This is a genomic window from Dechloromonas sp. ZS-1 (assembly GCF_039649255.1).
GTDB lineage: Bacteria > Pseudomonadota > Gammaproteobacteria > Burkholderiales > Rhodocyclaceae > Azonexus.
Genome location: NZ_JBDIYD010000023.1, coordinates 1 through 23613 on the forward strand (window position 1 = coordinate 1; position 23613 = coordinate 23613).

The following is a 23613-nucleotide window of genomic DNA, read 5'->3' on the forward strand; positions in this document are numbered from 1 at the left end:
CTTCTTCCATCACCATGCTCATCTCGGGTCACTCCTTCAAGGTTAACACCTGAGCAGGTTTTTACTGGGTCAATACACATCAGCAGTAAATTTCTGAATATCAATTGTCATTTTTTTCCTTGGTGATCAAAGTGCGTGGGATTGCTCATCGCGTTACGGCGCTGAAACGGGGGAGTTCAATGAGCCTCGTTGCTTCATCCATCTTCCGTAGGCAGCAACACAAATGGCGCTGAGTGCCCCAGCCATGAACGTGATTGCGTAGCTTGCGAGCGTTTCTAAGGGGGACTGATTGTTCATAAGTCTGACTCCTTGAATGGGTCGTAAATACCGTGGTCGTGAATGCATCATATCGTCACGATTCACGGAATGACAAGAGTCTCCGCAAAACTCGACACCAACCAGGATCTACAGAAGTTGGGCGCAGCTATCCGCGCCAGGCGGATGGCTTTGTGTTTGTCGCAAGAAGCGTTGGCTGACTACGCTGAGATCGATCGCTCTCACATGGGGAAGATTGAACGAGGGGAACGTAATGTGACCTTCTTGAATATCTTGCGAATTGCTAAGGCGATTGACTGCAAAGCCTCTGATCTGCTGGCCGAATCGGGTCTCTGATATTTCATGAGGCCAACGCGTTGGCTTTTGCCTCCAGCTTGTGGCTCAGCGTTGCGCTGGCCACTGGGGTTGCTTGGGATGGCAACTCATCTGTTCCGCTGAGCAATTCATCGACGATTTGACCTGCTTCATCATCCGCCTCTTCAAAAACGCCTTTCTCGAGTCCGACCTTGGCTGCCTGATCGAGTGCCTGCTGGTCAAATCCAACTTGTGCTCTAGCTGTACCGAGGATTTTTGCCTGGGAGAGCATTTCCTCTGTGGATAAGCCTGAACGGGGCGTGAGATCGACGTAGTAGATGGGCGTTCCCAGGCTTTGGCGTGTTGATTTCCCTCGCAGACGGAGTTCCAGCGGTAAGCAAGACAGCTGATTACCGGAGATCGCCTGGAAGTACTGAAGTCGAGCGCTCAAAGTGCGAATGCTGTTATACCCGGTGGTTCGGAACACGAAGCTCCCCAAGGGATCTTCCTCTCCCAGCACAACATTCAAACGTCCATAGGGTTTGCAGGCGTTCCCTTTGGCCAAAGAGCAAACGTCAGGGGAGGGGCAAGGCAAAGACTTGAGTCCGTCTTCCGTTCGCCGTTTGCAGCCTTCCCCGTCGCCCACGCAGATCGGGCGTCCTGTGCTGCGATCAAACAAGCAGTACGCCGCACGAAAGTTGAGTCCCGGATCGTTAAACATCAAACGGACAGGAATGCTGCGAATTTTGCCGCCTTGTTCCTTCCTGAATTGCTCATCAAAAGGATGGGGCAACCAGCCATCCTTCCCCTGTATTTGACTCGTGATCGTGAATTGGTCGTCCTTTTCCGGCAATCGCTTACCTTGCTTTTCGACAACTTTGCCAATTGAGATGCGCCCCAGGGTGGGTGGGGTAATGGCGAGACCTTTCAGCATGATTTCATCCAAAAAAATGCCTTCCCCGCAGGTAGTGGCTGCGTAGGAAGGCTGATTGAGAGAAGAGGGCGTTCGAATCAGGCGATCAGGAAACGTCGACTGCCGGATTTGCTCAGGGCATAGCGCACTTTGAATTCGGGGTGATCCTGCAGGAGGCGGGGGATATCCAGGCCAATGCTGTCCTTGGCCTTTTTCCAAGTCACACGACCGGTTTCAAAGGTGGCTTTGCTCGCATTGCCCATAGCCTGCTGCAGGGTTTGCTTGAACTTGGCTTCCAAAAGTTCGGCTTCAGCAATGCGCTGCCTGATTGCAATCCAGTCTGCAAAGGTGGCGGAAAGAACAGTGTCGTGAGAGAAATCGAGATGCTGTCCGTCATCTGTCGGATAGAGATAGCGCAATGCTTGATCAGAGGATTCGCTCCCATCTGCAGGAGGAGGGATATCCCGTTCAACGTACTGCCAGAAATGCGCCTCCAGTTTGATCAAGCGAGCGATAAGGGTGTCATCCCGCTTGATGCGATGGATCTCAAGGGTTTGCCCCCCCAATAGGACTGCAACATCGGCAGCCTCCTTACCGGTGACCGCCAATTGATGCTGAACCTGGATTTCGACATATTCAGGTACGCCCTCCCGCCACAGTCGGGCACCCTGGATGCCAGCCGTCTTGCACTCCAGTATTTGCACATCCCCTGAGCCCAGTACCTCCCGATCAATATTAGCCAGCATCCACGTGAGATTGGGGTGCTGTAAAACAGCATTGACCCGACGCACGCGGAGGCCGGTCCGCCGGGTGTAGTGAGCGGCGACAATCGGCTCAAGAATGTTTCCCCAATAGGTCGCAGAAGATTCATCTTTCGGATCACATTTGGGGAGCACCCCATCTCGCCCCGTTTTTTCCATCCAGAGTTCGAGCTGCGATTTGTAGGGGCTCAGACCCACCGCCGCAGCTGCATCAGAACTACCAATCCCAGTTTTACGCACATCCAGCCAGGCATCGCGCGGCAAATCCTTGGTTCGAATCAGACGCAATGCTGGCCGACGTGAGTCGGTATGCGTTGCAATATTTGGATACGCCATTTCCTTACCTTTCAAAAAGCCCGGTAACTGCAATCTTCAGTACCGGGCGTTATGACGTTTCATCGTTTAAGCGGCGAGCTTCAAGGCTTCCTGCCAGGCCTTTGCTTTCAGGGTCGCTCCCTGGCCAAACCAGGCGGAGTCAATGCGGTGATCTCTGCTTTTTGCGCGCCGGTCATGATCGACAAACTGAGTGACCGCATTCAAAAGACCCCACGCAGTGTTCTGTGCGGAGGGAAGATCAGCTCCCATGCCTTTGCCGCTATAGAGGGCATAGACGTTCTGCAGGGCTTTTTGATTGGGTTGATCCGCCAAGGGCACTTCCGGGTCGCCCAGAACATTGACCAGGAAGTTCATGGCCTCGAATTTGTGAACCGGTCGATCCGCAAGCTGACGCATCTCGACAACAAAGCGATCCCACGCCGACAAGCCCAGTCCAAGTTCCTCTTTCACCAATTTAGGATCAAAAGTCGTGCTGTGAGGTACTTTGACGGCACCGGATGCGTGGCCGACTGCCAGTTGTAAGGTGTTATTGCAGACCACCCGCACCGACGTAAATTGTGCGGTGGTGCACAACGTTCCATCGCAACTGGTTGCCAAAAGCAGGTAGGCGCCTACTTGGTCGCCTCCTCGCAGTGCAGTTCCTTGCCCGGTTTTGGCGAGAGCCCAGATTTTTCGCCCAGCCTTCAGAACGCCCGCTGTCTCAAGTTCAAAGCCACCGGCTTCGGTCAGATCACGATAAAACTCCAGAACATCGGCCGGTTGAACGACCTTGTAACGATTCGACACGACGGAAAGCGGGCTATGGTTATCTGAGCGGAACAAGACCTTGGCATCGGCATTTGCCTTGACGTGGAGTCCGCCTTCGTCTGAGACGTTGAAGAGAACAGGTGCTTCGCGAATTTCCCAGTTCAAGCCTGCCTGATTGGCCCAAATTTCGAGCGGTTGATGTGGCGTGAGTGCATTGCCAAGGCCATGCCAGGGTGTTGTACCGACATAAGCCATCGTTTCAACGAGGTGAGCCATTTGTATTCTTTCCAAAAAAAATGCCCCACCAGCGAGGCTGGTGAGGCATGTGATCAAAAGTTGTTTGTGCTTAGTTCGAAAAGGGGGTGAAGCAGTGATTGCAGTCGAGGCAACGGTAGTTGTCGAGAAGATATCGATCAATCTGACTACCAAGTTGGGCGCCGGCCAGTCCCCCCGATATGCCACCGATCAATCCCCCGATGATTGCCCCCGAAATACGACCTAATGAAGAGCCGATGGGGCCGGCAACTGCTCCCAGGTTTGCGCCAATTTGAGCCGCTGCCAAAGCACTGGCGGTACCGCTCGCTATGCCGCCAATCGATCCAACAAAACCACAGACCTTACGCGCGCGATCAACCTGAGCGATTCGGCTTGAACGGCAGTGAGGGCACTGAAACTCCATAAGGATTCTCCATGTGAAAAATCCTCGAGCACCACGCGGGTGGCCGAGGATCAATGTGAGTAATTTTGAGGAGACTTTCCTCGTTGTCCCTGAGTGGGATCATAGGAAGAATATGTGACTGTATTTTTCTGGAATCCAGAGGGATTAAGCATGAAAGGCAAGAAGCTGAAAATTGCTTTTGCTGCCATTGAGTTGAGAAGTTTGAGAGCTAACGCTGCGCTAGCTAGTGCCATCCAGATTTGGGGAAGGTCTTGCAATCGGATCGAAAGGATGGCAAAGTTGTCCCGTCGTTTGTAGTTTGAGACGATTTGGGTAATAAAAACCCTAAATTTTGGTAACTATAGTGTTACCCCTATGTCAGCAGGTTTAGTCCTGCCATATTCCAAGCGGAATTTCCGCCTAAGTCAGGTCGCTTCTCTGCGGCCCATAAGTCCTAAGCTTTTTTTCACACGGTAGGCCTTCGCTTGCCTTGAATTTGGACAATGGAATATGAAAAAAAATCTCTTGGATGTATCTGGTTCCTCGTTATTGCCAACTCGTATCGTACGGATTCGTGAGTTGGAATATCTGATTGGGCGTAAGCGCTCTACGATTTATTTGTTGATGAATCGTAAATCGCGCTATTTTGATCCCAGCTTCCCAAAACGAATTCGTCTTTCTTCATCTATGAATGGAGGTATTGGTTGGTTTGAACACGAAATCATCGGGTGGCTTCACGGAAAAGCCGCTGAACGTGATAATAGTATTAGTGGATAAGAGGCGATATGAAAAATAATAATGCCTATCCATGTGGCGCACCTAGCCTAATTTTGGCGCATGCAGCTCTTAGTGTTTACGAAAAAACTGCTGCTCCCATTAGATTGTCATTGAATTCGCTGAATCGTACAGCTGTTGGTTGGCTGGATATTGAAATCGAAAAATGGGTTTTGAAATGTCAAGATTTAGGAGCAGAAAATGAAAAAGAAGCAAATTAATTATTTCCAACGCGGTAGCATTAACCATAAATGGCATGTTTTACTACACCCGGAATGTAATGGTGATCCCGGTCACAGTGATATGCAGCCAATTTCGCAATGCAATGCTGAACGCATCATACCAATTCTCGATCCGTATTTGTATGCCGGAACATTAAGTGCGATTGTTGGAGCTGAGGGTTGTGGTAAAACACAGTTGGCTATTGAACTTGGGGCATTGGTGACCGCTGTAAAAATGAAGCGAGCGCTAAGTGCTGAAGAGGGTCAGATAGGCGTCGATAATCCTGGAAAAGTCGTTTTTATTGGTGTAGAGGACGATCTGAACTCAGTAACGGTGCCTCGTGTTGGATCAACGGGAGTAAACGAGTCTGATTTCATCGTTGGGTCTAGCAATTTTGAAGGAAAATTGGTCGAGCGAATTCAATTTCAAGATGGAATTCGACTGTTGATATTGGATCATTGGTCGCTTCTGATCCAAGGATATCCCCCCGGAAAGGATTCACTTGAGGCTGCTATCTCGCATATTCTAGATCTGGCGAAGATGATGGGGTTCGCCATTTTAGTGGTTGGTCATTATGCCAAATCTGCTAGAAAAACAACCTCGCCAATTCATCGTACTGATATGCCTAAAGAATTGCGCGTAAAGTTTCGGTCAATTTTTTATATTGAGCCCATTGGCTCAAGCTTTCAAGAAAAAGAATATGCGATTATTTCGGCAAAGTCGAGTTATCGTGCCGATGTTCCAGGAGTGGTTTTTCGTATTGCCTCTCGAGCATACAATGGGATTGTGACTTCAGGTATCGAATGGGTTCGTTTTTTAACTTCAAGTGAAATTGACCTGCTCTTGATGCGTAGTGCTAGTAAGACATCTATTAATCGGGGATGTGTGGATGTCGCCATTGATTTTCTTGAGCATCTACTTGTTGATGGCCCCTTGCCCTATAAAAAAATCTGTGCGGAAGCGTCCAGTCGAGGGATTTCGGATGCATCGCTAAAACGAGCTAAGTCTTATTTGAAAATTACTTCTGAAAAGGCTCGAGGAGCGGGACAATTCTCCGGATTTTTGTGGAAATTGCCAGCTAAGCCGGAGTCCGATCAGGCAAATCAAGCGTCTCAGTGACATCGATATTTCAGCTATTTTCTCTCCAAAATCGAGCAATATTGGGTAGCGTTGCATTGCTTGATACAGGCGGAATTATTGATGGCTTTCTCCTCCTCCTTGCTAGAAAATTCAGTAGGAGGAGGGGTTTATTGATCCGGCTAGTCAGTTTGAATAACTTTCCGGTCAGATAAGGTTTGTTTTGATAGGTTGGATCTTGAGTTTTTGCTTGTGAAGGCTGTTTTGACCATTGCATTAAGTATTATTAAATTAATGGTTAATATATTAATGTGGTTAGGTTGTTTGTTGATTTTTTATCATGCACACGTCGAGAATTGCTGAAGCACCAGTAGATATGAAAATGCGATCATGGGTCTATACAAAACTGCTCGAAATTGAGTTGTTTGTAAAAGAGGTGATTTCAGTGAAGCCTATTTGGTTACCGCCAGAAATTGATAATAGGCATCTAAGAAGCCTTAATGCTTCACTGGTGGACTCCTATTGTTTTAGGATCGAGGGCATGTTTGCCCATGGTATGCATACGTTGTTTGACTACAAGAATCCATATGTCCGACTCTTTTTGACCGCCTGTCGTAATTTAACGAAACAAGAAGTTTTTATGCAATGGGTGATGACGGCAGGTATATCAATCCGAGAGGCAGCTTATCAACTAATTTCCCAGATTCAGCAGTTAGCTAAGGGGAATTTTTTTCGAAGCAAGCTATTTGCGCATGACAATTGGGCAGATGTGAGTTATGCAAAAGCGAAGGACTATGTTGATACTCTATTTGATCGGTGTTCTCGTTATGCGGTAGTGAGGTTGGATTTGAGTTATAAATCCGATAAAAAGCATTTGATTGATATCGAGCAGGCGAAGTTACACTTGGATAGTTTTTTGCACGCGAAAGGTCGGGAACGTCCCAAAATATTCGCTAAATTGGCTGGGTATGTTTGGCGCATGGATTTTGGGATTGATGCGGGATTTCATTTCCATCTTTTACTATTTTTCAAGAACGCCTATGGTGTTCGTGGCGCGTATTACGGAAACGAGTTCGGCATCTATTGGCGTGATTTCATTACTAAAGGTATTGGCCGTTTCGAGAACTGTAATGCCCGTGAGTATCGTTATAACGGAATTGGGGAAGTAAATCGCTCAGACATTGATAAACGAGAAATTTTACAAAGCAAAGTATTGCGCTACCTATTTAAAGGCACTCAGCGTATTCCTGTTCGCCAGGGACAGCGAAAATTTAGGTCATGGGGTACAGGCGAGTTATGATACTTGTTGTTTAGTTTTTCTGTTTCAATGATGGCTTCTTTTTGGAAAAATAATGGATATTCAATACTGTTCGGTTCATGAGTTGCGTCAGTTGCTAGAATAGATTCCGCTTGAGATTAAACGACGCGAAAAGCAAGAGAAAGTGACAATTCGCCAAGAGCTTGCCGCTATTGCTGCTGCCAAGGGATATTCGTTGGATGATCTCTTCGGCACAGAGCCGAAGAGAGAGCTCAAGGTGACTAAACAGGTCGCCGTCAAATATCGCAGTCCGGCTGATTCGTCGCTGACTTGGACGGGACGAGGGCGGCAACCGAAATGGGTCGTAGAGTTTTTTGCTCAAGGTGGTTGTTTGGATCAGCTTGCTGTTTAATCCTAAGGCTGGAGCTGCGCTTTGGAAGGTGGATCTCATCCTCAACCTGATCTAGCGCCTCAGGGGCTCGCAGGAGGGCTTCTGCATGGCGTTGGTGGGTAGGTCGGTTAGCGCTGAATCTCAATGCGCAGTTCAATTTCAATGTGGTCGGACCTGACGGCATCGACCACGACGGGAAGCGGCTTGTTAAACATTTCGGACCTCTCGGAGTTAACGGTCGTGGCTGGCGAGCAAGATGGCCAATTCGATTAGGCTGGCTGGATATCGGCCAAAGCTGACCCAGGAAATCGCGCTAACGTCCGGCGACAATACGGCCGTTACCGGTCGTTCAGCCGCCGCTGATAGTCCAACGGCGGTTTTCGTCTGAAGCGAAGGGCCGTCCCTAACCCTACGATTGGCTTATTGACTTCATAAACAGATCCCGCTCAGCACGTATATTTTTCTCGTGCCATTCCTCTAGCTGTTTCTTTTCATCTTGGAAGCGTTGTGCATCAACGATTCTTGGCCTTTGATTCGGCACCGATGGGTCCGGACTCATCGAGTATATGTTTCGATGCGCGTGCTCGGTAATGAAGCGCTGAAACATTGCCGCGAGGTGTGGGGAAACAACCGTGTATTTTGGTGGCGGACGAGGGTCTCCGACCTTGGTATACATCAAGCACGACGGGGACAGGGGGAAGAGTATTTCGGTCCCTGGATTGCCCCATCCACCCTTGAAGTCATAGTTAGGACCGTAATAGTTGAGCTTGATCACTGGCGAATCGCTGGTCAGCCAATGAAGCCCCTGCGGTGGACGAAGGATCGTCCATCTGGTCTTTAAGAGCGCCTTTGCCGCAGAGTTAAGAAGGTGCCGAATACTAAAGAGCCAAAGCGCTCTTCCAGATACTACCTCTACACCTATCCGTGCCATGTCGGCACCTCCGTCTACCTCCTTGATGATTCGCATTGGGAACGGAATTTCGCGTCGGCCGGAAGGGTTATTCTTCGGCTCTTTTGGTAGCGTTTTGTTCTGCAGGTGCAGAACGAGCCTCTCGAGGGTTGAATCAATAATTTCTGGTAGCTGCTCTTCGTGGCGCGTCAGCGCTTCCTGAAGCCGCGCCGGTGTCCTGACGTCCTGAGCTGCTAAGAAATAGGCAAGACGTTCCCAATCGGAGGGGGTAAGGGGCTGTCGATTGATGGCCTTGTCGATCGCATCCTTTGCCGGTGTCTCGAATTCGTCGCACAGCCATTTTTCCATTTCATCGTCGGGTACGCCCAACATCGTTTGCGCGTACAGATAATCTACAGAAGCTGTACTAGAGATGGACTTGTGATCCCATAGCGGTACGTTGTCATGTGACACTAAGAGTTGGTATGCCCATACGCGCTTGCCATCAGTTGCCCAGCGAGCTAAATGCATGCGCGGGACAAAATGGTTGTTGCGCCTAAATGCCTCTTGGGACATTCATAACCCCCTATGCCAAGTGTCAATACCAAGCAGCGATACGTCGCCTGTTACTAAAGCATCAGGAAAGTGCGAGCATCGGCCGACATCGTCTTCAAATCAATGCCGAGATCAGAGCGAATCTGGAATTCTGTGTAAAGCAGTCGTGGATTACCGTATTGCTGACAGTTAGCTTTGGCAGACATCCATTCTATGCCATGGACAAAGGGCTGCGCCTCGGCCAGAGCAGAACGTAGGCTTGAGGGGCGATTGGGAGCGCAATACCCCTAACAGCAGCCTCTCGGCAGAGAATCACTCACATGGCTGTTTGTCGCTCGGGTGAACAAGTGCCCTCGAACCCATTCCGAATATGCTATAGGAAATATTCTCGGAGACTCTGCATCTGGTTAGCTGTCGGTCTCAAGAACTCATGCATAGACGATCCTTCAGTCAGAATAGATGGGAAATATGTGCCTACCGTAGCCCGAGTCATGAAGAGGAGGTATCAATTTGGATTCAAGAGTCTGGGCTACTGTATTGCAAACTATAAGCCAATCCTTGGTCACAGAGGACCGCAATGTTTGATATCACCGCCGATGACATTAATCAGTTGAGCGACATCGACCTGCGGGAACTGGTCGGACGTCTCTGTGAGGCAGAACTGGTAAGTAACGGACTGTCGCCTGCGGCAGTGACATGGGGAGGTAACCAGACGGCTGCGGACGGTGGTCTGGACGTGCGTGTAGCTTTGCCACAGGGCGTGTCAATCGAAGGCTTCGTCCCTAGTCATTCCACCGGATTCCAGGTCAAGACACCGGACATGCCGAGGACTGCCATCCTCGCCGAGATGCGGCCGGCCGGTGCGATTCGTCCCGTTATCCAGGAACTCGCGGATGAGGCAGGCGCTTACGTCATCGTAAGCTCCAAAGGATCGACTGCTGACAGCGCCCTGCGCAATCGCCGCGATGCTTTGCGTGAGGCCTTAGACGGCGTTGCCAATGCCGACCAGCTCTACACCGACTTTTATGATCGTACACGCCTTGCGACCTGGGTACGGCGCTACCCAGGTCTTATTACTTGGGTTAAGGAAAGGGTGGGGCGGACTCTCGTTGGTTGGCGCCCATATGGCCCGTGGAGCGGCGCGGCCGAGGGCACAAATGCCGAGTACCTGCTCGATGACAAGCTGCGACTGCATCTCGGCAGACATCGTTACGCGCGTGAGCAGCCGCTAGCCCAAGCTATCGATGAGTTCCGCGACCAACTGGCGCAGCCCGGCAAGATAGTGCGCTTGGTTGGTCTGTCGGGCGTTGGAAAGACCCGTCTCGTCCAAGCCCTGTTCGACGCTCGGATTGGATCGCGACCATTGCCACCGTCCCTTGCTGTTTACACCAACTTATCAGACAACCCGAACCCGCAGCCGACCGGGCTGGCCTCGGACCTGATTGCAAACCGCACGCGCGCAATTCTTATTGTCGACAACTGCCCTCCGGATCTGCACCATCGGCTTTCGGATCTGTGCAGGGGGGTGGCCAGTACCGTGAGCGTCCTCACGGTTGAGTACGACGTACGCGACGATCAGCCAGAGGGAACTCAAGTTATCACCCTCGACACATCATCGCCCGAACTCATCGAGAAACTGCTCCTGCGCAGATACCCGCAACTGTCTCGGGTAGACGTCCGTACTATCGCCGATGCCTCTGGCGGCAACGCCCGAATTGCAATTGCCCTCGCCGAGACAGTAGAGCGCTCCGACGCGATTGCAGGCCTATCAAACGATGAGCTCTTTCAGCGACTTTTTCGGCAGCGGAATGATCCGAATGACGCCCTGCTCCTCACAGCCAAGGCGTGCTCCCTGGTGTACTCCTTTCAAGGCGAAGAACTGGTAGGGGATGAAGCCGAACTCCCACGTCTAGCTTCTCTTGCAGGCCAAGCAGATGTCGAGACATACCGCCATGTCGGTGAACTGCTCAGGCGTGATCTCATGCAGCAGCGCGGGGTCTGGCGTGCAGTCTTGCCGCATGCCATCGCGAACCGACTCGCGGCCCGCGCACTCGAGGAGATACCTTACGATCTCATCAACCAGCAGCTCGTCGAGGGGGGAACCCAGCGCCTCAGTCGATCGTTTTCGCGGCGGTTGTCGTTCCTGCATGACCATCCTAAGGCCGTTGCCATCGTCCAGAGCTGGCTCACTCCCGATGGCCTTTTGGGTAACGTGACCGCCCTCAACGATCTCGGTCGAGCGATGTTCGAGAACGTCGCACCGGTGCAGCCGGAGGCTGCACTGGCAGCCCTGGAACGAGCCGGTAACTGCCCTGGAGAGGTGGCCACGATGGCGTGGCAGCGGCACCTATCCTTGCTGCGCTCCCTCGCTTACGACCCTCCGCTGTTCGAACGGAGCGTCCTCTTGCTGGCGCGGGCTGCGACGCAGAGCACAGGCGAACGCGATGCTAAGAAGGCATCAGACACCTTCGTTTCGTTATTCACGATCCACCTTTCCGGAACACACGCCACCGTTGAGCAGCGCCTGGGCGTTATCGAGCGCCTACTCCGATCACCGGACGAGAAATCGCACGCTCTGGGGTTGGCCGCCCTGGATAAATTGCTGAAGACAAGGGGCTTCAGCTCACACTATCGGTTCGAGTTCGGGGCGCGGTCGCGCGACTATGGCTATCAACCCCGAACCGATGCCGATGTGACTCGATGGTATAGCGCTGCCCTTGCACTGATCGAACGCTTGGCGCTGTCTGAGGAAATGTTCCAGCCCGAGCTACGAGGCTTGCTGGCGCGAAACTTCAGCGGCCTATGGATCTCGGTTCACATGTACGGCGAGCTCGAGAGGCTATCTCGTAGGTTCGGTACCAATGGGTTCTGGTATGAGGGCTGGGTCGCATGCCGGCAGACCATAAAATTCCATAGGGACCGATTGGCGCCCGAGGACGCTTTACGGCTGCGTGCCCTCGAATCAGAACTGAAGCCATCCAACCTTCCGGAACGGGTGCGGGCGGTCGTCCTAGGCAACAGCTTATGGGGGCTTGATCTGGAGGATATGGATCCCGATGGCGACCTACGCGGCGCGCACGAGCGATTAGAAGCTGCCGCCCGCGAGCTTGGTGCGACGGTGGCCGCTGATGAGATGGTGTTTGCGGAACTGGTGCCCGACCTCCTATGCGGCGGAAACGGGGCCTGGGCGTTTGGCCGCGGGCTTGCCAGCGCGTCTCCAAATCTTCGTGCTAGCTGGGGAATGCTCGTCGATGGACTTGATCTGATCGCTCCGGAACGGAGAAACGTTCAAGTACTCAGGGGGTTCCTTTTCGAGCTCTGGGAGCAGAACTGGGACCTCGCGCAATACCTGCTCGACTCAGCGCTCGATCAACCCGCCTTGGTGACGTTTCTTCCTATGCTGCATTCGGCCGTAGCACTCGACGACCGTGGCGTCGAGCGACTGAAGCGAGCTCTATGTACGGGGCAGGTGTCGGTTTCGACGTACCAGAGTTTGGCGTTAGGACGAGTTACGGATCATTTGGATGGTGATGTCCTCAAGGACCTTCTTTTGCTCATCGCCGACCAGCCTGATGGCTTCAATGTGGCACTGGAAATTCTGGAAATGCGCCTATTCTCGGATCGCTCGGCTCAGCGAAAGCTTGAGTCAAAGCTTCTTGAGGCTGGCCGAGAACTGCTGCAGCGCATGACCTTCCACAAGAACAGCCAGCGCGACATTTACAATTTGACTGATGTCGTGAGGGGTTGTTTGACAGGCCTTGAGGCGGGTCCGATCGCAGCCGAGGTTGCAGCGCGTTTGAGGAAAGCGGTGATGACCGGCGAGACCTATTCGTTCGACAACGATGGTCTACTAACAGCCTTGCTCGAGGTTCAACCAGCTGCTGTCCTGGACGCGTTGTTCGCGGGCGACGAGGACGACCAGCAGGCCGGTGTCCACGTGTTCGAGTACTTGGTTGGTGATCAGAACAACCCAGCGGATACGATCTCCTGCGAAACGCTCAAAGCCTGGTGCGAAAGAGATCGCGATCGTCGTTACCAGCTTGCAGCCTCGATCATTACATTCGCGCGCCGCCTGGAAGCGAATGGCCCACTGGCTTGGTCTGAGCAAGCGAAAGCACTTTTCGCGGGCGCGCCCGATCCTAAAGATGTGCTGACGGTGCTCATTGATCGATTCCGACCGACGAGCTGGGGTGGCTCATATGCTGCACTGGTTGAGGCAAATGCTCGATTGCTGGACAGCCTGGCGTCGCATGTTCCCCCTTCCGTTATGCCTTTCGTGACTGACGCAAAGGCCCAACTTGCGCAAGAGGTTGCGGAGGAGCGGCAGAGGGAGACGAAAAGAGATCGAGAGCGGGATGAGCGATTTGAATGAGGAAGAACGACTAACAGGCTCAAAAGGCATCCCCTCATTTAAGAGTGACGCTGCCGGCAGGCCGCCTTTGCGCCGCACAACTCAAGGACATCGGACGTTCGCCTGGTCTATTTGACCAACGTCCGGTGACCGCCTAAGAGTGGCCCCATAAGGTCGCCATAGCAGATGGCCGCTTTGGCCGATCAACGGACTGTGGTGACGGGTTGCTCGTCGGCGAGGCTGTGTGGAAACGCTCGGGAATTTCGGCGGCCACGGGTCGGATTCAGAAATTCTGGCTGCTAATTTCGAGTTTTCCAGGTGGCATTCAGAATAAGGCCGGCAAAAGGGCCCGGCTAGGCCTGGATCGCGGCCATCAACCCCTCAATTCCGATGATTTTCATCACGCGTTTCATGTTGTAGGCAAGAACATGCAGGCTCATTTCGGTACTGACCCGTTCCAGGGTTCGGGTCAGGAAATGCGTCGCCCCCATCCATTCCTTCAAGGTTCCAAACGGATGCTCGAGGGTTTGCCGTCGCGTACGCATAGATTCAGGTTTTTTATCGAGGCGTTTCTGCATCGCTTCCAGGCTCGATTCATATTCGCCGCGAGCGACACGCCGATAGGGGCTTGGCGTACATTTCTCCTTCAGTACGCAGCGTGGGCAATCGGAGCTCCAGTATTTATGGATCAATGCGCCTCTCTCAATGGTTGAGAAACGCCAGATTAGTCGGCTGCCGGCCGGACACTGATACTCACCAGACTCTGGCTCGAAGACGAAATCCTCTTTGTCGAATCGGCCATTTGCTTTGGCTAAGGAAGTCATGGGCTTCGAAACGAACGGGGTGACGCCCGCTGCCTCGCAGGCGTGAATCTCTTCGCCGTGGTAATAGCCACGGTCCGCAATGACCTGGAGATCGGGCGTGTCCATCGCAACCTTGGCCTGCCTGGCCATTTTTGCCAACTGACGACGGTCACTGCCGATATTGGTGACCTCGTGGGCAACGATGAGATGGTGCTGAGTATCGACGGCTGTTTGAACGTTATAGCCCACCAACCCACGACTGGTACTAGTTGCCATGGCACGGGCATCCGGATCGGTGAGCGAGATTTGCCCGGTGGGCGACTGGTCCAATTGAGCCTGAATTTCCTTCAGTTGCTCCATCCTGGCCTTCAGCGTTGCCATCTTCTCTTTGAGTCGCGTCGTTCTCGCTTCGGCAATCTCGGCGGGCTGGCGATCTGCGGTATCCATCTCGGTCAGATAGCGCTCGATGCAACGGTCAATTTCCTGCATCCGCTTTTCGAGTTTTCCCCGCGTGAAGTTGCGGTCATGAGCGTTGACCGCTTTGAACTTGCTGCCGTCATTGGCCACAACCGCCTGGGCAAAGAGATTCAGCTGGCGGCACAGCACAATGAACTGACGGCAGACATTGCGGATGCCTTCGCCGTTGTCTCGCCTGAAATCAGCGATGGTTTTGAAGTCGGGAAAGAGTCTCCCGAGTAGCCACATCAATTCGATATTCCGCTGATCTTCCCGCTCCAGCCGGCGGCTCGATTGAATGCGATTCAGGTAGCCATAGACATAGAGCTTCAGGAGTGTTGATGGGTGATACGAAGGCCGCCCGGTGGCGGCTGGCTCGACTGAGAAACCCAGGCCGCCCAGATCGAGTTGCTCGACAAACAGATCAACAACACGGACCGGATTCTCCGCATCGATGTACTCGTCGAGCGATTCCGGCAGGAGCGTGATCTGCTGCCGATTGTCCCCCTCAATGAAGCGCTTCATGCCAGCCTCCAGACATCCATCGTCATAGAGGATCTAACGCATCAACCACCAGTTTGGAGTACACAGACAAGGTGTTTTCACACAGCCTCCGGCCTTTGCGGTCATTTAAGCAATCTTGGAAGAACGACTGCACTTCCGCCTATAACTGCCGTTTGCGGCTAGAAAAAGTCATCCGAATCTTGCTCATCCGCTGGCGTAGCAATCTGCTGCCAGTCGTCCGCAATTGCTTTCCAATCCACTTGGCGCTCGGCCGTCTGGCCAGAACTGTCTTGGCCTGACCAAACCGCCCAGAAATCCGGATCGTCTGATTTCGGCCGATGATGCTCAGGTAGCGCATTCATTTGCACCAATACCGGTAGCTCAGACGCCCAACCAAGGAGAATTGCATGTCGAGACGGCAGTGAAGGCAAATCGCGTAGCAGGCCGCGGAGATTGTCCGGCACCAGCTTGTGCACAAGTTCCTGGTCGCGGTCGTTACTGATGCGGTGCAACAGGTAGCTGTTGCACTGAGATAGCACGGTGGGCGACAGCTCGCTCGGGCGCTGTGAGGAAAGCACCAGCCCCAATCCAAACTTGCGGCCTTCACGAGCAATCTTCTCGAAAACCTGGCAGCAGATGGCAGCCGAGTTCTGATTTTCTGCATCGTCGTGGTAGCGCTTGATGAAAGTGTGAGCTTCTTCCATTACCAGCACGGTGGGTAGGGTCTTCCCATGGTTTAGCTTACGGAAGCGCTGGAGGGCTTCTAGCGTCATCCGGGCGATTACGGCGGTGATGATGTGTACCACCTCTGCGGGCACCAGCGATAGGTCGATGACAGTGACCGAGCCGTTTGATGCCTGGTTGTCGCCGATATAGTTGCGAAGCCAGTCATCCAATGTTAGGTCTTGGGCTGCGCCCGAGACGATCTTCATACGGCTATCCGACAGGAGTGTGCGGATACGCATCTGCATAGTCTCGACGTATTCGGAGACGCCGAGTTGTTCGGCTGTGGCTTCCACGTTTCGGAGAAACTGGTCGCCGCTGAAGGGGCGCGGCACGTCGGCATCGATGGGTAGAATATCTGTGTCGCTGCCGCCGAAAGTGGAGTGCGCAATCTGAATCAGAGACAACAGTTCGTCGATTTCCCCCCGGGTGAACTCGTAGGTTGGATATTGACCGCCGCGGGCATTAATTAAGGCAGTGAGATTGTTCCGAATAGAGTCGAGCACCAACTTTTCGTCGCCCGTGAAGGTATCCTGATCGCTTAATCCTTCCTGCCACTTCTTGAGTTTCTCCAGAAAGTTTTTGGGATGCGGGAACTTTGCCCATGGGCTACCGGAATTGCGCTCCAGTTGCAGAATACTGACCAAGGTTCGCAGATAGCGACGCATCTCATGGCTGGGCGTGACTGCTGCAGCAAAAACGCCTTCACGGACAGACCGCAATGCTTGTATCAAAGTTGGCCGCTGGGTCTTGGCGCTTGCCTGCGTAAAAGCTCCCCACTCTGCGCTGTTCCAAAACCAAAGTGGAATTTGCAGTTGCTCCACGCCAACGCCAGGTTCGACGGCAAATACCCGTACCTTGCTCAAGTCTCGGAAGGTGTTGGCGTACTCACCGTTTGGGTCGAGCACAATAAATCGTGCATTGGGGTCGGCACCGTCTCGTGCTTTACGGGCTTCGTCCATAGACCAACGAATCAAACCGGCGACTGAGCAGGATTTTCCGCTGCCGGTGTTGCCCAGTACAGCCAGATGGCGGCCAAATAGACGATCCGGATCGATTCTGACTTCGGCATTGGCTGCCAGCGGGCTGGTGCCGATCTGCACATGGCGGTTGTCGCCAGACTCGACGATGGCCCGTAGCTGGTTTTGCGTGGGTAATTGCACGGCATCACCTACGGTGGGATAGCTTTCCACTCCGCGCCGGAAGCGATAGGCATCTTTACCCATCATGTTTTTGCCCTGGTAGCCTAGTACCCCTAAAGGGTTGAGGCTCATCTTACGCAGGGGGTAGGGCAAGTCCACAAGGCCAAAGTCCTGCATACCCTTGCGCTTGGGGTACTGCGAGCGCTCAATCGTTATCCATTCGACTTGGGCGACCAAATGGCCGTCATCGCTAGGGATAAGCACATAGCCGTTGATGCGCGGGAAGGGACGCGGTGTGCCGGTATTGAGCGCTACGCCGTCTGGTGCCTCAATATCGAGTAGCACCTTGATTTCGTCGGGTGAGACAAAGTCAACGGTGCCGATGCGCAAGGAGTCAGCATAGGCCAAGGGCGACAAGCTCATACCAAGTCGCTCCCGTCGAAGGCATCTGTTTCAGCCACCGGCCGCTTGGCAGGTGGCTGTTCGGCCCCCATGCGCTGCTTCAGTAAATCACTCATACGGAAGGTGGTTTTATCGATGGCGGACTTAGGCAAGTAATTTTCGGTTAAGTTGGTGAGGTCTGCTAATGCAGGGCCGATCAACAAGCTGATCTGGGAGGGACGGCCCATCTCGCGGTAGGTTTGCATGATCCGACCGAGTGGGTCGTCATAGGAGATCACCACAAGATGCGTCGAGGGGATGGTTAGCATGTCGCGGATGACGCGGTTGATATGCTCGTCGCCAAAGCTGTACCCGTAGGTCACCAAGGTGCTGTTCGGTCGGCACACTGCAGCAGCAAGATCACGAAAGAGCTCGACATAGGGGTAGTCGGCGGTTTCTCTGTCCTTGGCAGCGTTGGGGTAGATCATCAATTCATGCGCCGTAGCGTCGCCTAAGCCCGGCGCCTGAAAATAGGGTTCAACGCTGGCAGCTCCAAACGGCAGACCAATGCGGCGAATGTCCTTGCCTGTTTGTACCCAGTCCACGGAGCCGTGCAGCTTGGTGTAACGCGCCACGCCTTCCAGATAGCGCGGCTCGCCGCGAATGCCGGGAGGGTTATAGTGCATGTCGAGATCCATCCGCGAGGAGCGGAAAATTGGCATCAGCTTACCTAAAAAGCGATCCAGCAAATGCAAGCCAGCCAACTCGGCGCCGGCCTCAATTAGTCGGTCATAGTTGGTAGTGAAGATGTTCAGGCGGTCGCGAACCCCTGTCCGGCTAGCAAAGCTCATTAGAAACGTTACTAGTGTGTTGAACGCTTGCTCACGTTTCTCTTCCTGGGCGCTCGCAATGCCTGCCTCACTTGCCAGAATCGACTGAGCGAAGGCTTGCATGCCGGTTTGCAGTTCCTGCCGCAAGGCTGTGGACTCATCATGCTTTTGCAGAATTTCCAAGCCGCGCAATAGCTCATTGGCAACACGCAACTGATCCTCCAGATTGCCATGTTCGCGCCCGGCAGCCTCTCCCGCCTGCTTAGCGGCATCATTGATTTCGGTGTGGTAGTGACTGAGCGTTAGAGCCCCCATACCTGCAGCGCCTTTTCCGGCGGCAAGGTAATGCACGGCATGAGTCAGACCAGAGCCGGCAAGCAGCGATAGATGCTCCGATTGGAACAGGGAAGTCAACCAGGGCTCGATGCGGTTGCGCAGATCCCTGTGTCCGAACTCTTCAGTGGCCAACCAGGAAGGGAGCACGGTGTCAGCGCGCAGTTTGAGTTTATCGCCGTCGACAATGAACTGCATTGGTATGTAGTCATCTCGAACCTTAAGAAGGTTCAGCGGTTCAATATTTCTACTCATGTCAGCAAAATCCTATTTTTTAATAGCCGGAACAGAGACTTCCCAGTTCGCATAAGACTAGCATGATGACATTCCGACAGAGGTTTATTAACGACCGTAATAGGGCGGTAAAAAGACTCACGTGAGAACGCTGAGCACTGTCGGCTTTGGCCGAAGTGCCTTCTGCTGCCATTGGCATGAGGCCGGATCTCGGCCGAAGCGGCTGTTGGCCAAATACGTGGAGTCGGGCTGCAACCTGCCGCTTAACTGCCGTACAGCCCTGAACTGCCACGAAAGACAGTATTCCAATCAAGCGAATGCGAAGTTCGTGCCCAACCCCTACGTAGGGTTCTTCGGAACTCCAACAGCAGGTAACTGAGTCAAGCCGCCCTTAAGCTCTTGCAATGGGAAATAGCTTCCTCTCCACATTAAAAGGACAGTTGACCTGAGCCTGCATGCGACGATTTGCCACATTCTCAATTCTGGAGAAATCTTTAGTATCCGCGCCGCACACATCAAACAGGTCTCTGAATACCCATTTAGGGGCCAAACTTTGCGGGGAAACGATGACTTATTCGGATCTGATAAAGCGCGGCAGCCTGAAGCCGCTCCATCTGGCCATGCTACTGGCGTTTACCCACGGCGCGCTGGGCAGCGAGGCGAAGCCGGCAGTACTGGACGAAATCAGCGTCACCGCCAGCTCGTTTGGCCAGCCGCTCGACCTGAAGCAGAAAAACCAGACGGCCAGTCGCCTGGGGCTGAGCATCAAGGAAACGCCTGCCTCGGTGACGGTGGTGGATCGCGAAACGATGGAGCGGCGCGGCATCGACAACACGCAGGAGGCGCTGAAAAGCGTGCCAGGTATCACCAGTTCATCGGCGCCCGGTTCGCCTGGTTCGGTGTTCTATCGCGGTTTTTCCAGCGCCAGCGTGACCCAGTTATTCAACGGCATCACCGTGCAGTACGACGCCATTGCGGCGCGTGCAGTCGATAGCTGGATCTACGACCGGGTCGAGGCGATCGGCGGTGCCTCGAGCTTCCTCTACGGCGCAGGCGCCGTCGGCGGCACGATCAACTACATCACCAAGCTAGCGCATCGCGACGGCAATCACACGGAGTTCAAGGCCGGCTATGGCCGCTTCGATGCCACCCAACTGGCCGTGGGTACGAACCAGGTGCTCGACGAGCGCAACGCGGTCCGCCTCGATGTGAACCGCGACACGATGAACGGCTGGAGCGATGGAACCAAGCGTGAAGCCTGGCAGGCCGCCGGCTCCTGGCTCGTCGACCTGACGCCCGCGTTGCGCCACACGCTGGCCCTGGAATATCAGAGTGAACAGGTCGATCGCCCGTACTGGGGCACGCCTATCCTCAAGCCGGTGGGCGACCGCATCCGCATCGACGAGGGCACGCGCTTCAAGAATTACAACTCGCAGGATGGCATCTACGAGCAAACGGTGCGCTGGGCACGTTCCATCCTGGAATTCAAGGCGACAGACCGCCTCAATCTGCGCAATACGTTCTATCACTATGATGCGTTGCGCGACTATCGCAACGTCGAAACCTATGCGTTCAACGCCACCAACACCGCGGTGACGCGTTCCAACGCCCTGCTGCAACGCCATGACCAGACGCTGAACGGCAATCGTCTCGAATTCACGCTCGACAGCAGCCTCGGTGGGCGCAGCAGCACTTGGGCCGGCGGCATCGACTACAGTGTCAACAAGCAGACGCGTTTCCCGCTCTCGGTTAGCGGACCGTTCGGCAGCGTCGATCCCTACAATTTCTCGACCGAAAATTTCTTCAGCCTGCCCGGAGTGACGCCAGGCTTCAATCCGGACCGGACGAACCGGGTAAAGACCTTGGCGCTTTTCCTGGAAAACCGGACTTTCCTGACCAAGGATCTGTCGCTGGTGACTGGATTGCGTCACGACAGCATCGATCTGGAAGTGACCAATCACCGCACCGTTTCCGCCACCAACCCGGCCTACTTCGAACGTCGCTACACCCCGCTCACCGGTCGCCTGGCACTGGCCTACGACCTGACGGACAACGCCAATGCGTACGTTCAGTACAGCACGGCCGCCGACCCCCCGGCCGGCATCCTGACCACGGCCTCATTCACCCAGGTGCGGAATTTTGACCTGACGACCGGCAAGCAGTGGGAAGTGGGCAGCAAGTTCAGCTTCGCCGACAAGCGAGGCAACGGCACGCTGGCCTATTACGAAATCACGCGCCGCAATATCGCGGTCAGCGACCCGGCGAATCCGGGCACGACCATTCCGGTCGGCCAGCAATCCTCGCGCGGCATCGAACTGGCGCTTGGCTACCAGGTGACGGGCAACCTCCAGGTGGCCGGCAACCTGTCGCTGGTCAATGCGCAGTACGACGAGTTCAACGAGACCGTCGGCGGGGTTGCCGTGTCGCGGGCCGGCAATCGTCCGACCAACATCCCGAAACGCGTTGCCAACCTGTGGCTGACCTACAGCCCGCTGCCTGCCATCGAGCTGGGTGCGGACCTGCGCTACGTTTCCTCGCGTTATGCCGATACGGCCAATACGCTGAGCGACGACGCCTACACCCTGTTTGGCGCCTCCGCGAGCTACAAGCTGGACCGCACGACCCGTCTTGTCCTGCGCGGCAAGAACCTGACGGACAAGATCTACGCCGAAAGCTTCTCGGGTACCAACATGGCCTACCTGGGCCAGCCGAGAACGATCGACATCTCGATCCAGACCAGTTTTTAAGCACAGCTCCGGCGTGAAGCGAACGCTTTTTCTGACCCATCGCTGGCTGGGCATCCTGCTCTGCCTGTTCATGGCGCTTTGGTTTTTATCCGGCGTCGTCATGATGTATGTCGGCTATCCCAAGCTGACGCAACAGGAGCACCTGCAGCACTTACCCGGGCTGACTGGCAACGGCTGTTGCATCACGGCGCAAGCAGCGCTGGCCGCCCTGCCGCCGGGCAACCCGCCGCAGGGTCTGCGCCTGACCACGACGGGGAGTGGTCCGGTCTACATCGTGACGCTGGGCAAGAACCGCTTTGCGGCGGTCGACGCCCGGGCAGGGAGCGTTTTGCCGATGGTCGAGGAGGCGCTCGCCCTGAGATCCGCCGCCGTTTTCGCACCGGGCCAGTCCCTGCGCTATCTCGGTCAGATCGCCGAGGACGCCTGGACGCATTCGCGCGCGCTGGATGGGCATCGCCCCTTGCATGTTGTCGAGGCTGGCGATGAGCGACCGACGCTGCTCTATATCTCCGGCTCGACCGGTGAGGTCGTGCGCGATGCCAGCCTGACGGAGCGGCGCTGGAACTGGGTCGGCGCCTGGCTGCACTGGCTGTATCCCTTGCGCGGCGGCAGCTTGGACGCCTGGTGGACAGAAATCGTCATCTACCTGTCCGTGGCATCCAACGTGCTCGGTGCGGTCGGCCTATGGGTCGGCATCCTGCGCTGGCGCCGCCGGCACTATGCCAATGGCAGTCACAGCCCTTACCGGGCGCCGCTGGCACGCTGGCATCACTGGTCCGGCCTGGTCTTCGGTGGGCTGGTGGTGACCTGGATACTGAGCGGCCTGATGTCGATGAATCCCTGGAGGATTTTCGACAGCGGCGCGGTCCGTCCGGTGCGCCAGTTGCTGCAACTCTCGCCGAGCGGCCTGGACAGCGCAGACCAGCTCGCCTGTCTGCAGCGCAACGGTTTCGAGGCCAGCGAGCTGAGCTGGACCCGGCTCGGCGATACAGGCTTCATACTGGCGCGCAATGCTCGGGGCGAGAGTCACCTACAACCTGAAACGCAGTGTGCACCGATCGCCAGCCATGATTTCCCTGCGCTGGAGCAGGCAGGGGCCGCCTTGCTGCCGGGTGCCCGCGTCATCGGCACAACAATTCAGCAGGCCTACGACTGGCATTACTACGCCCGGGAAGAGCACACGATGAGCGGTCATCAGGAGCGTCCGCTACCGGTGCTCAAGATGCAGTTCGACGATTCCGCCGAAACATGGCTTTACCTGGATCCACGCAGTGGCGCAGTCGTTCAGCGCAGCGACCGGCTGGGGCGGGTCAAACGTGTGCTGTTCGCCTTGCTACATAGCTGGGACTGGGCGCCGCTGCTGGCCAACCGGCCGCTGTGGGATGTCTTGATGGTACTCGGCAGCCTCGGCGGCTTCATCGTCAGCGTCAGCGGTGTATTGCTCGGCTGGCGGCGCCTGATGCGTAGAGGTTGAAGACGTAGCCGTGCCACGCTGGCCAGCCCCGCTGCTGGTGGTATTTGTCAATTTACATTCCGCTCGGGGTCTGATGGCGCATCGCCTGCTGTCGGTTTCCAATGAAACCGTTTCCCTGATGGTCAATTTCATTGCGGCGCCGCCGCAGCATCAGCGGCATAACGGCTGGTAAAGGGCGTATTGCCGCCCGAGGTCGGCTAAGGTTGAACTGCTCGCGTAGGCTTTCCGGAAGGTTTCAGAGTAAACCAGCCATTTAGATGACCGCTCTGCAGGATCGGTGACCGGCGACTCCTGGCCGGGAGTTCGCGTACCAACACGATGCCAGAAAGCTGTTGCTGAGTACAATGGCGTAGTTCTCCCTGCTTTACGAGGTATAGGCCGTGACATTCAACGATCTTGACATTAAGTGTTTAGTCCCACAGTGTGGTGGTGTAATTTATAGCCAGCTACGGAGGGATGAGTTATGGGACAGGTACTCCACGGA

16 protein-coding genes are annotated in these 23613 nt (G+C 54.6%); 9 read left to right on the forward strand and 7 right to left on the reverse strand.

Annotated features, from left to right (window positions below; translation table 11 throughout):
- The first annotated feature begins 339 nt into the window (after positions 1 to 339).
- Positions 340 to 612 carry a helix-turn-helix transcriptional regulator gene (locus AACO21_RS16215; RefSeq protein ID WP_346193569.1) on the forward strand — a complete coding sequence of 91 codons (273 nt, stop codon included), beginning with the start codon at positions 340 to 342 and terminating at the stop codon, positions 610 to 612.
- A 4-nt stretch (positions 613 to 616) separates the two neighbouring features.
- Here AACO21_RS16215 and AACO21_RS16220 read toward each other — a convergent pair whose 3' ends face one another.
- The 3 genes from AACO21_RS16220 to AACO21_RS16230 all read right to left on the reverse strand — a co-directional run bounded on the left by AACO21_RS16220 (position 617) and on the right by AACO21_RS16230 (position 3603).
- Positions 617 to 1504, reverse strand: coding sequence for a hydrolase or metal-binding protein (locus AACO21_RS16220; protein ID WP_346193570.1), 888 nt, complete (start codon positions 1502 to 1504; stop codon positions 617 to 619).
- Positions 1505 to 1581: 77 nt separating this feature from the next.
- Complete coding sequence (locus tag AACO21_RS16225) at positions 1582 to 2595, reverse strand: lambda-exonuclease family protein (protein WP_346193571.1); 1014 nt, start codon at positions 2593 to 2595, stop codon at positions 1582 to 1584.
- A 51-nt stretch (positions 2596 to 2646) separates the two neighbouring features.
- Entirely contained in the window at positions 2647 to 3603 is a 957-nt protein-coding gene (locus AACO21_RS16230) for a DUF932 domain-containing protein (protein WP_346193572.1), read from the reverse strand.
- 892 nt (positions 3604 to 4495) lie between these two features.
- On the opposite strand from AACO21_RS16230, the gene AACO21_RS16235 reads away from it, so the two are divergent.
- The 5 genes from AACO21_RS16235 (at position 4496) to AACO21_RS16255 (ending at position 7728) form a co-directional block, all read left to right on the forward strand.
- Positions 4496 to 4762 (forward strand): AlpA family phage regulatory protein, encoded by a 267-nt coding sequence (locus tag AACO21_RS16235; RefSeq protein WP_346193573.1) that lies wholly within the window; start codon positions 4496 to 4498, stop codon positions 4760 to 4762.
- Between the two features lie 8 nt (positions 4763 to 4770).
- A complete protein-coding gene (locus AACO21_RS16240; protein ID WP_346193574.1) occupies positions 4771 to 4980 on the forward strand; it encodes a hypothetical protein in 210 nt (69 codons plus the stop codon).
- Positions 4961 to 6100, forward strand: a complete 1140-nt coding sequence (locus AACO21_RS16245) for an AAA family ATPase (RefSeq protein ID WP_346193575.1) — start codon at positions 4961 to 4963, stop codon at positions 6098 to 6100. Before AACO21_RS16240 ends, AACO21_RS16245 begins: the two co-directional genes overlap by 20 nt.
- Before the next feature lie 298 nt (positions 6101 to 6398).
- Complete coding sequence (locus tag AACO21_RS16250; protein WP_346193576.1) at positions 6399 to 7358, forward strand: inovirus-type Gp2 protein; 960 nt, start codon at positions 6399 to 6401, stop codon at positions 7356 to 7358.
- A 115-nt stretch (positions 7359 to 7473) separates the two neighbouring features.
- Positions 7474 to 7728: an H-NS histone family protein gene (locus AACO21_RS16255; RefSeq protein WP_346193584.1), complete on the forward strand. Its 255-nt coding sequence runs from the start codon at positions 7474 to 7476 to the stop codon at positions 7726 to 7728.
- Positions 7729 to 8116: 388 nt separating this feature from the next.
- Here the strand turns inward: AACO21_RS16255 and AACO21_RS16260 are convergent, their stop codons facing one another.
- Positions 8117 to 9172, reverse strand: coding sequence for a DUF4238 domain-containing protein (locus AACO21_RS16260; protein ID WP_346193577.1), 1056 nt, complete (start codon positions 9170 to 9172; stop codon positions 8117 to 8119).
- Between the two features lie 556 nt (positions 9173 to 9728).
- On the opposite strand from AACO21_RS16260, the gene AACO21_RS16265 reads away from it, so the two are divergent.
- Positions 9729 to 13523 (forward strand): hypothetical protein, encoded by a 3795-nt coding sequence (locus AACO21_RS16265; protein WP_346193578.1) that lies wholly within the window; start codon positions 9729 to 9731, stop codon positions 13521 to 13523.
- A 332-nt stretch (positions 13524 to 13855) separates the two neighbouring features.
- Here AACO21_RS16265 and AACO21_RS16270 read toward each other — a convergent pair whose 3' ends face one another.
- From AACO21_RS16270 to AACO21_RS16280, 3 genes are all read right to left on the reverse strand, one after another.
- The gene (locus tag AACO21_RS16270) at positions 13856 to 15286 is read right to left on the reverse strand and encodes an IS1182 family transposase (protein WP_346193579.1); all 1431 of its coding nucleotides are present in this window, start codon (positions 15284 to 15286) and stop codon (positions 13856 to 13858) included.
- 158 nt (positions 15287 to 15444) lie between these two features.
- Positions 15445 to 17553 (reverse strand): ATP-binding protein, encoded by a 2109-nt coding sequence (locus AACO21_RS16275; protein WP_346193580.1) that lies wholly within the window; start codon positions 17551 to 17553, stop codon positions 15445 to 15447.
- Positions 17550 to 18929, reverse strand: a complete 1380-nt coding sequence (locus AACO21_RS16280; RefSeq protein WP_346193581.1) for an SIR2 family protein — start codon at positions 18927 to 18929, stop codon at positions 17550 to 17552. Before AACO21_RS16280 ends, AACO21_RS16275 begins: the two co-directional genes overlap by 4 nt.
- A 545-nt stretch (positions 18930 to 19474) precedes the next feature.
- Here AACO21_RS16280 and AACO21_RS16285 point away from each other — a divergent pair.
- Together AACO21_RS16285 and AACO21_RS16290 are read left to right on the forward strand one after the other, a co-directional pair.
- Positions 19475 to 21655, forward strand: a complete 2181-nt coding sequence (locus AACO21_RS16285) for a TonB-dependent receptor (RefSeq protein WP_346193582.1) — start codon at positions 19475 to 19477, stop codon at positions 21653 to 21655.
- Positions 21656 to 21668: 13 nt separating this feature from the next.
- Complete coding sequence (locus tag AACO21_RS16290; RefSeq protein WP_346193583.1) at positions 21669 to 23129, forward strand: PepSY domain-containing protein; 1461 nt, start codon at positions 21669 to 21671, stop codon at positions 23127 to 23129.
- Positions 23130 to 23613 lie beyond the last annotated feature (484 nt).

Bases quoted from the DNA above. Each gene is read 5' to 3' on its own strand.
- AACO21_RS16250 (WP_346193576.1), top strand. From the start codon at position 6,399: ATGCACACGTCGAGAATTGCTGAAGCACCAGTAGATATGAAAATGCGA.
- AACO21_RS16260 (WP_346193577.1), bottom strand. From the start codon at position 9,172: ATGTCCCAAGAGGCATTTAGGCGCAACAACCATTTTGTCCCGCGCATG.
- AACO21_RS16220 (WP_346193570.1), bottom strand. From the start codon at position 1,504: ATGCTGAAAGGTCTCGCCATTACCCCACCCACCCTGGGGCGCATCTCA.
- AACO21_RS16275 (WP_346193580.1), bottom strand. From the start codon at position 17,553: ATGAGCTTGTCGCCCTTGGCCTATGCTGACTCCTTGCGCATCGGCACC.
- AACO21_RS16280 (WP_346193581.1), bottom strand. From the start codon at position 18,929: ATGAGTAGAAATATTGAACCGCTGAACCTTCTTAAGGTTCGAGATGAC.
- AACO21_RS16285 (WP_346193582.1), top strand. From the start codon at position 19,475: ATGACTTATTCGGATCTGATAAAGCGCGGCAGCCTGAAGCCGCTCCAT.
- AACO21_RS16265 (WP_346193578.1), top strand. From the start codon at position 9,729: ATGTTTGATATCACCGCCGATGACATTAATCAGTTGAGCGACATCGAC.
- AACO21_RS16230 (WP_346193572.1), bottom strand. From the start codon at position 3,603: ATGGCTCACCTCGTTGAAACGATGGCTTATGTCGGTACAACACCCTGG.
- AACO21_RS16240 (WP_346193574.1), top strand. From the start codon at position 4,771: ATGAAAAATAATAATGCCTATCCATGTGGCGCACCTAGCCTAATTTTG.
- AACO21_RS16235 (WP_346193573.1), top strand. From the start codon at position 4,496: ATGAAAAAAAATCTCTTGGATGTATCTGGTTCCTCGTTATTGCCAACT.
- AACO21_RS16270 (WP_346193579.1), bottom strand. From the start codon at position 15,286: ATGAAGCGCTTCATTGAGGGGGACAATCGGCAGCAGATCACGCTCCTG.
- AACO21_RS16215 (WP_346193569.1), top strand. From the start codon at position 340: ATGCATCATATCGTCACGATTCACGGAATGACAAGAGTCTCCGCAAAA.
- AACO21_RS16245 (WP_346193575.1), top strand. From the start codon at position 4,961: ATGAAAAAGAAGCAAATTAATTATTTCCAACGCGGTAGCATTAACCAT.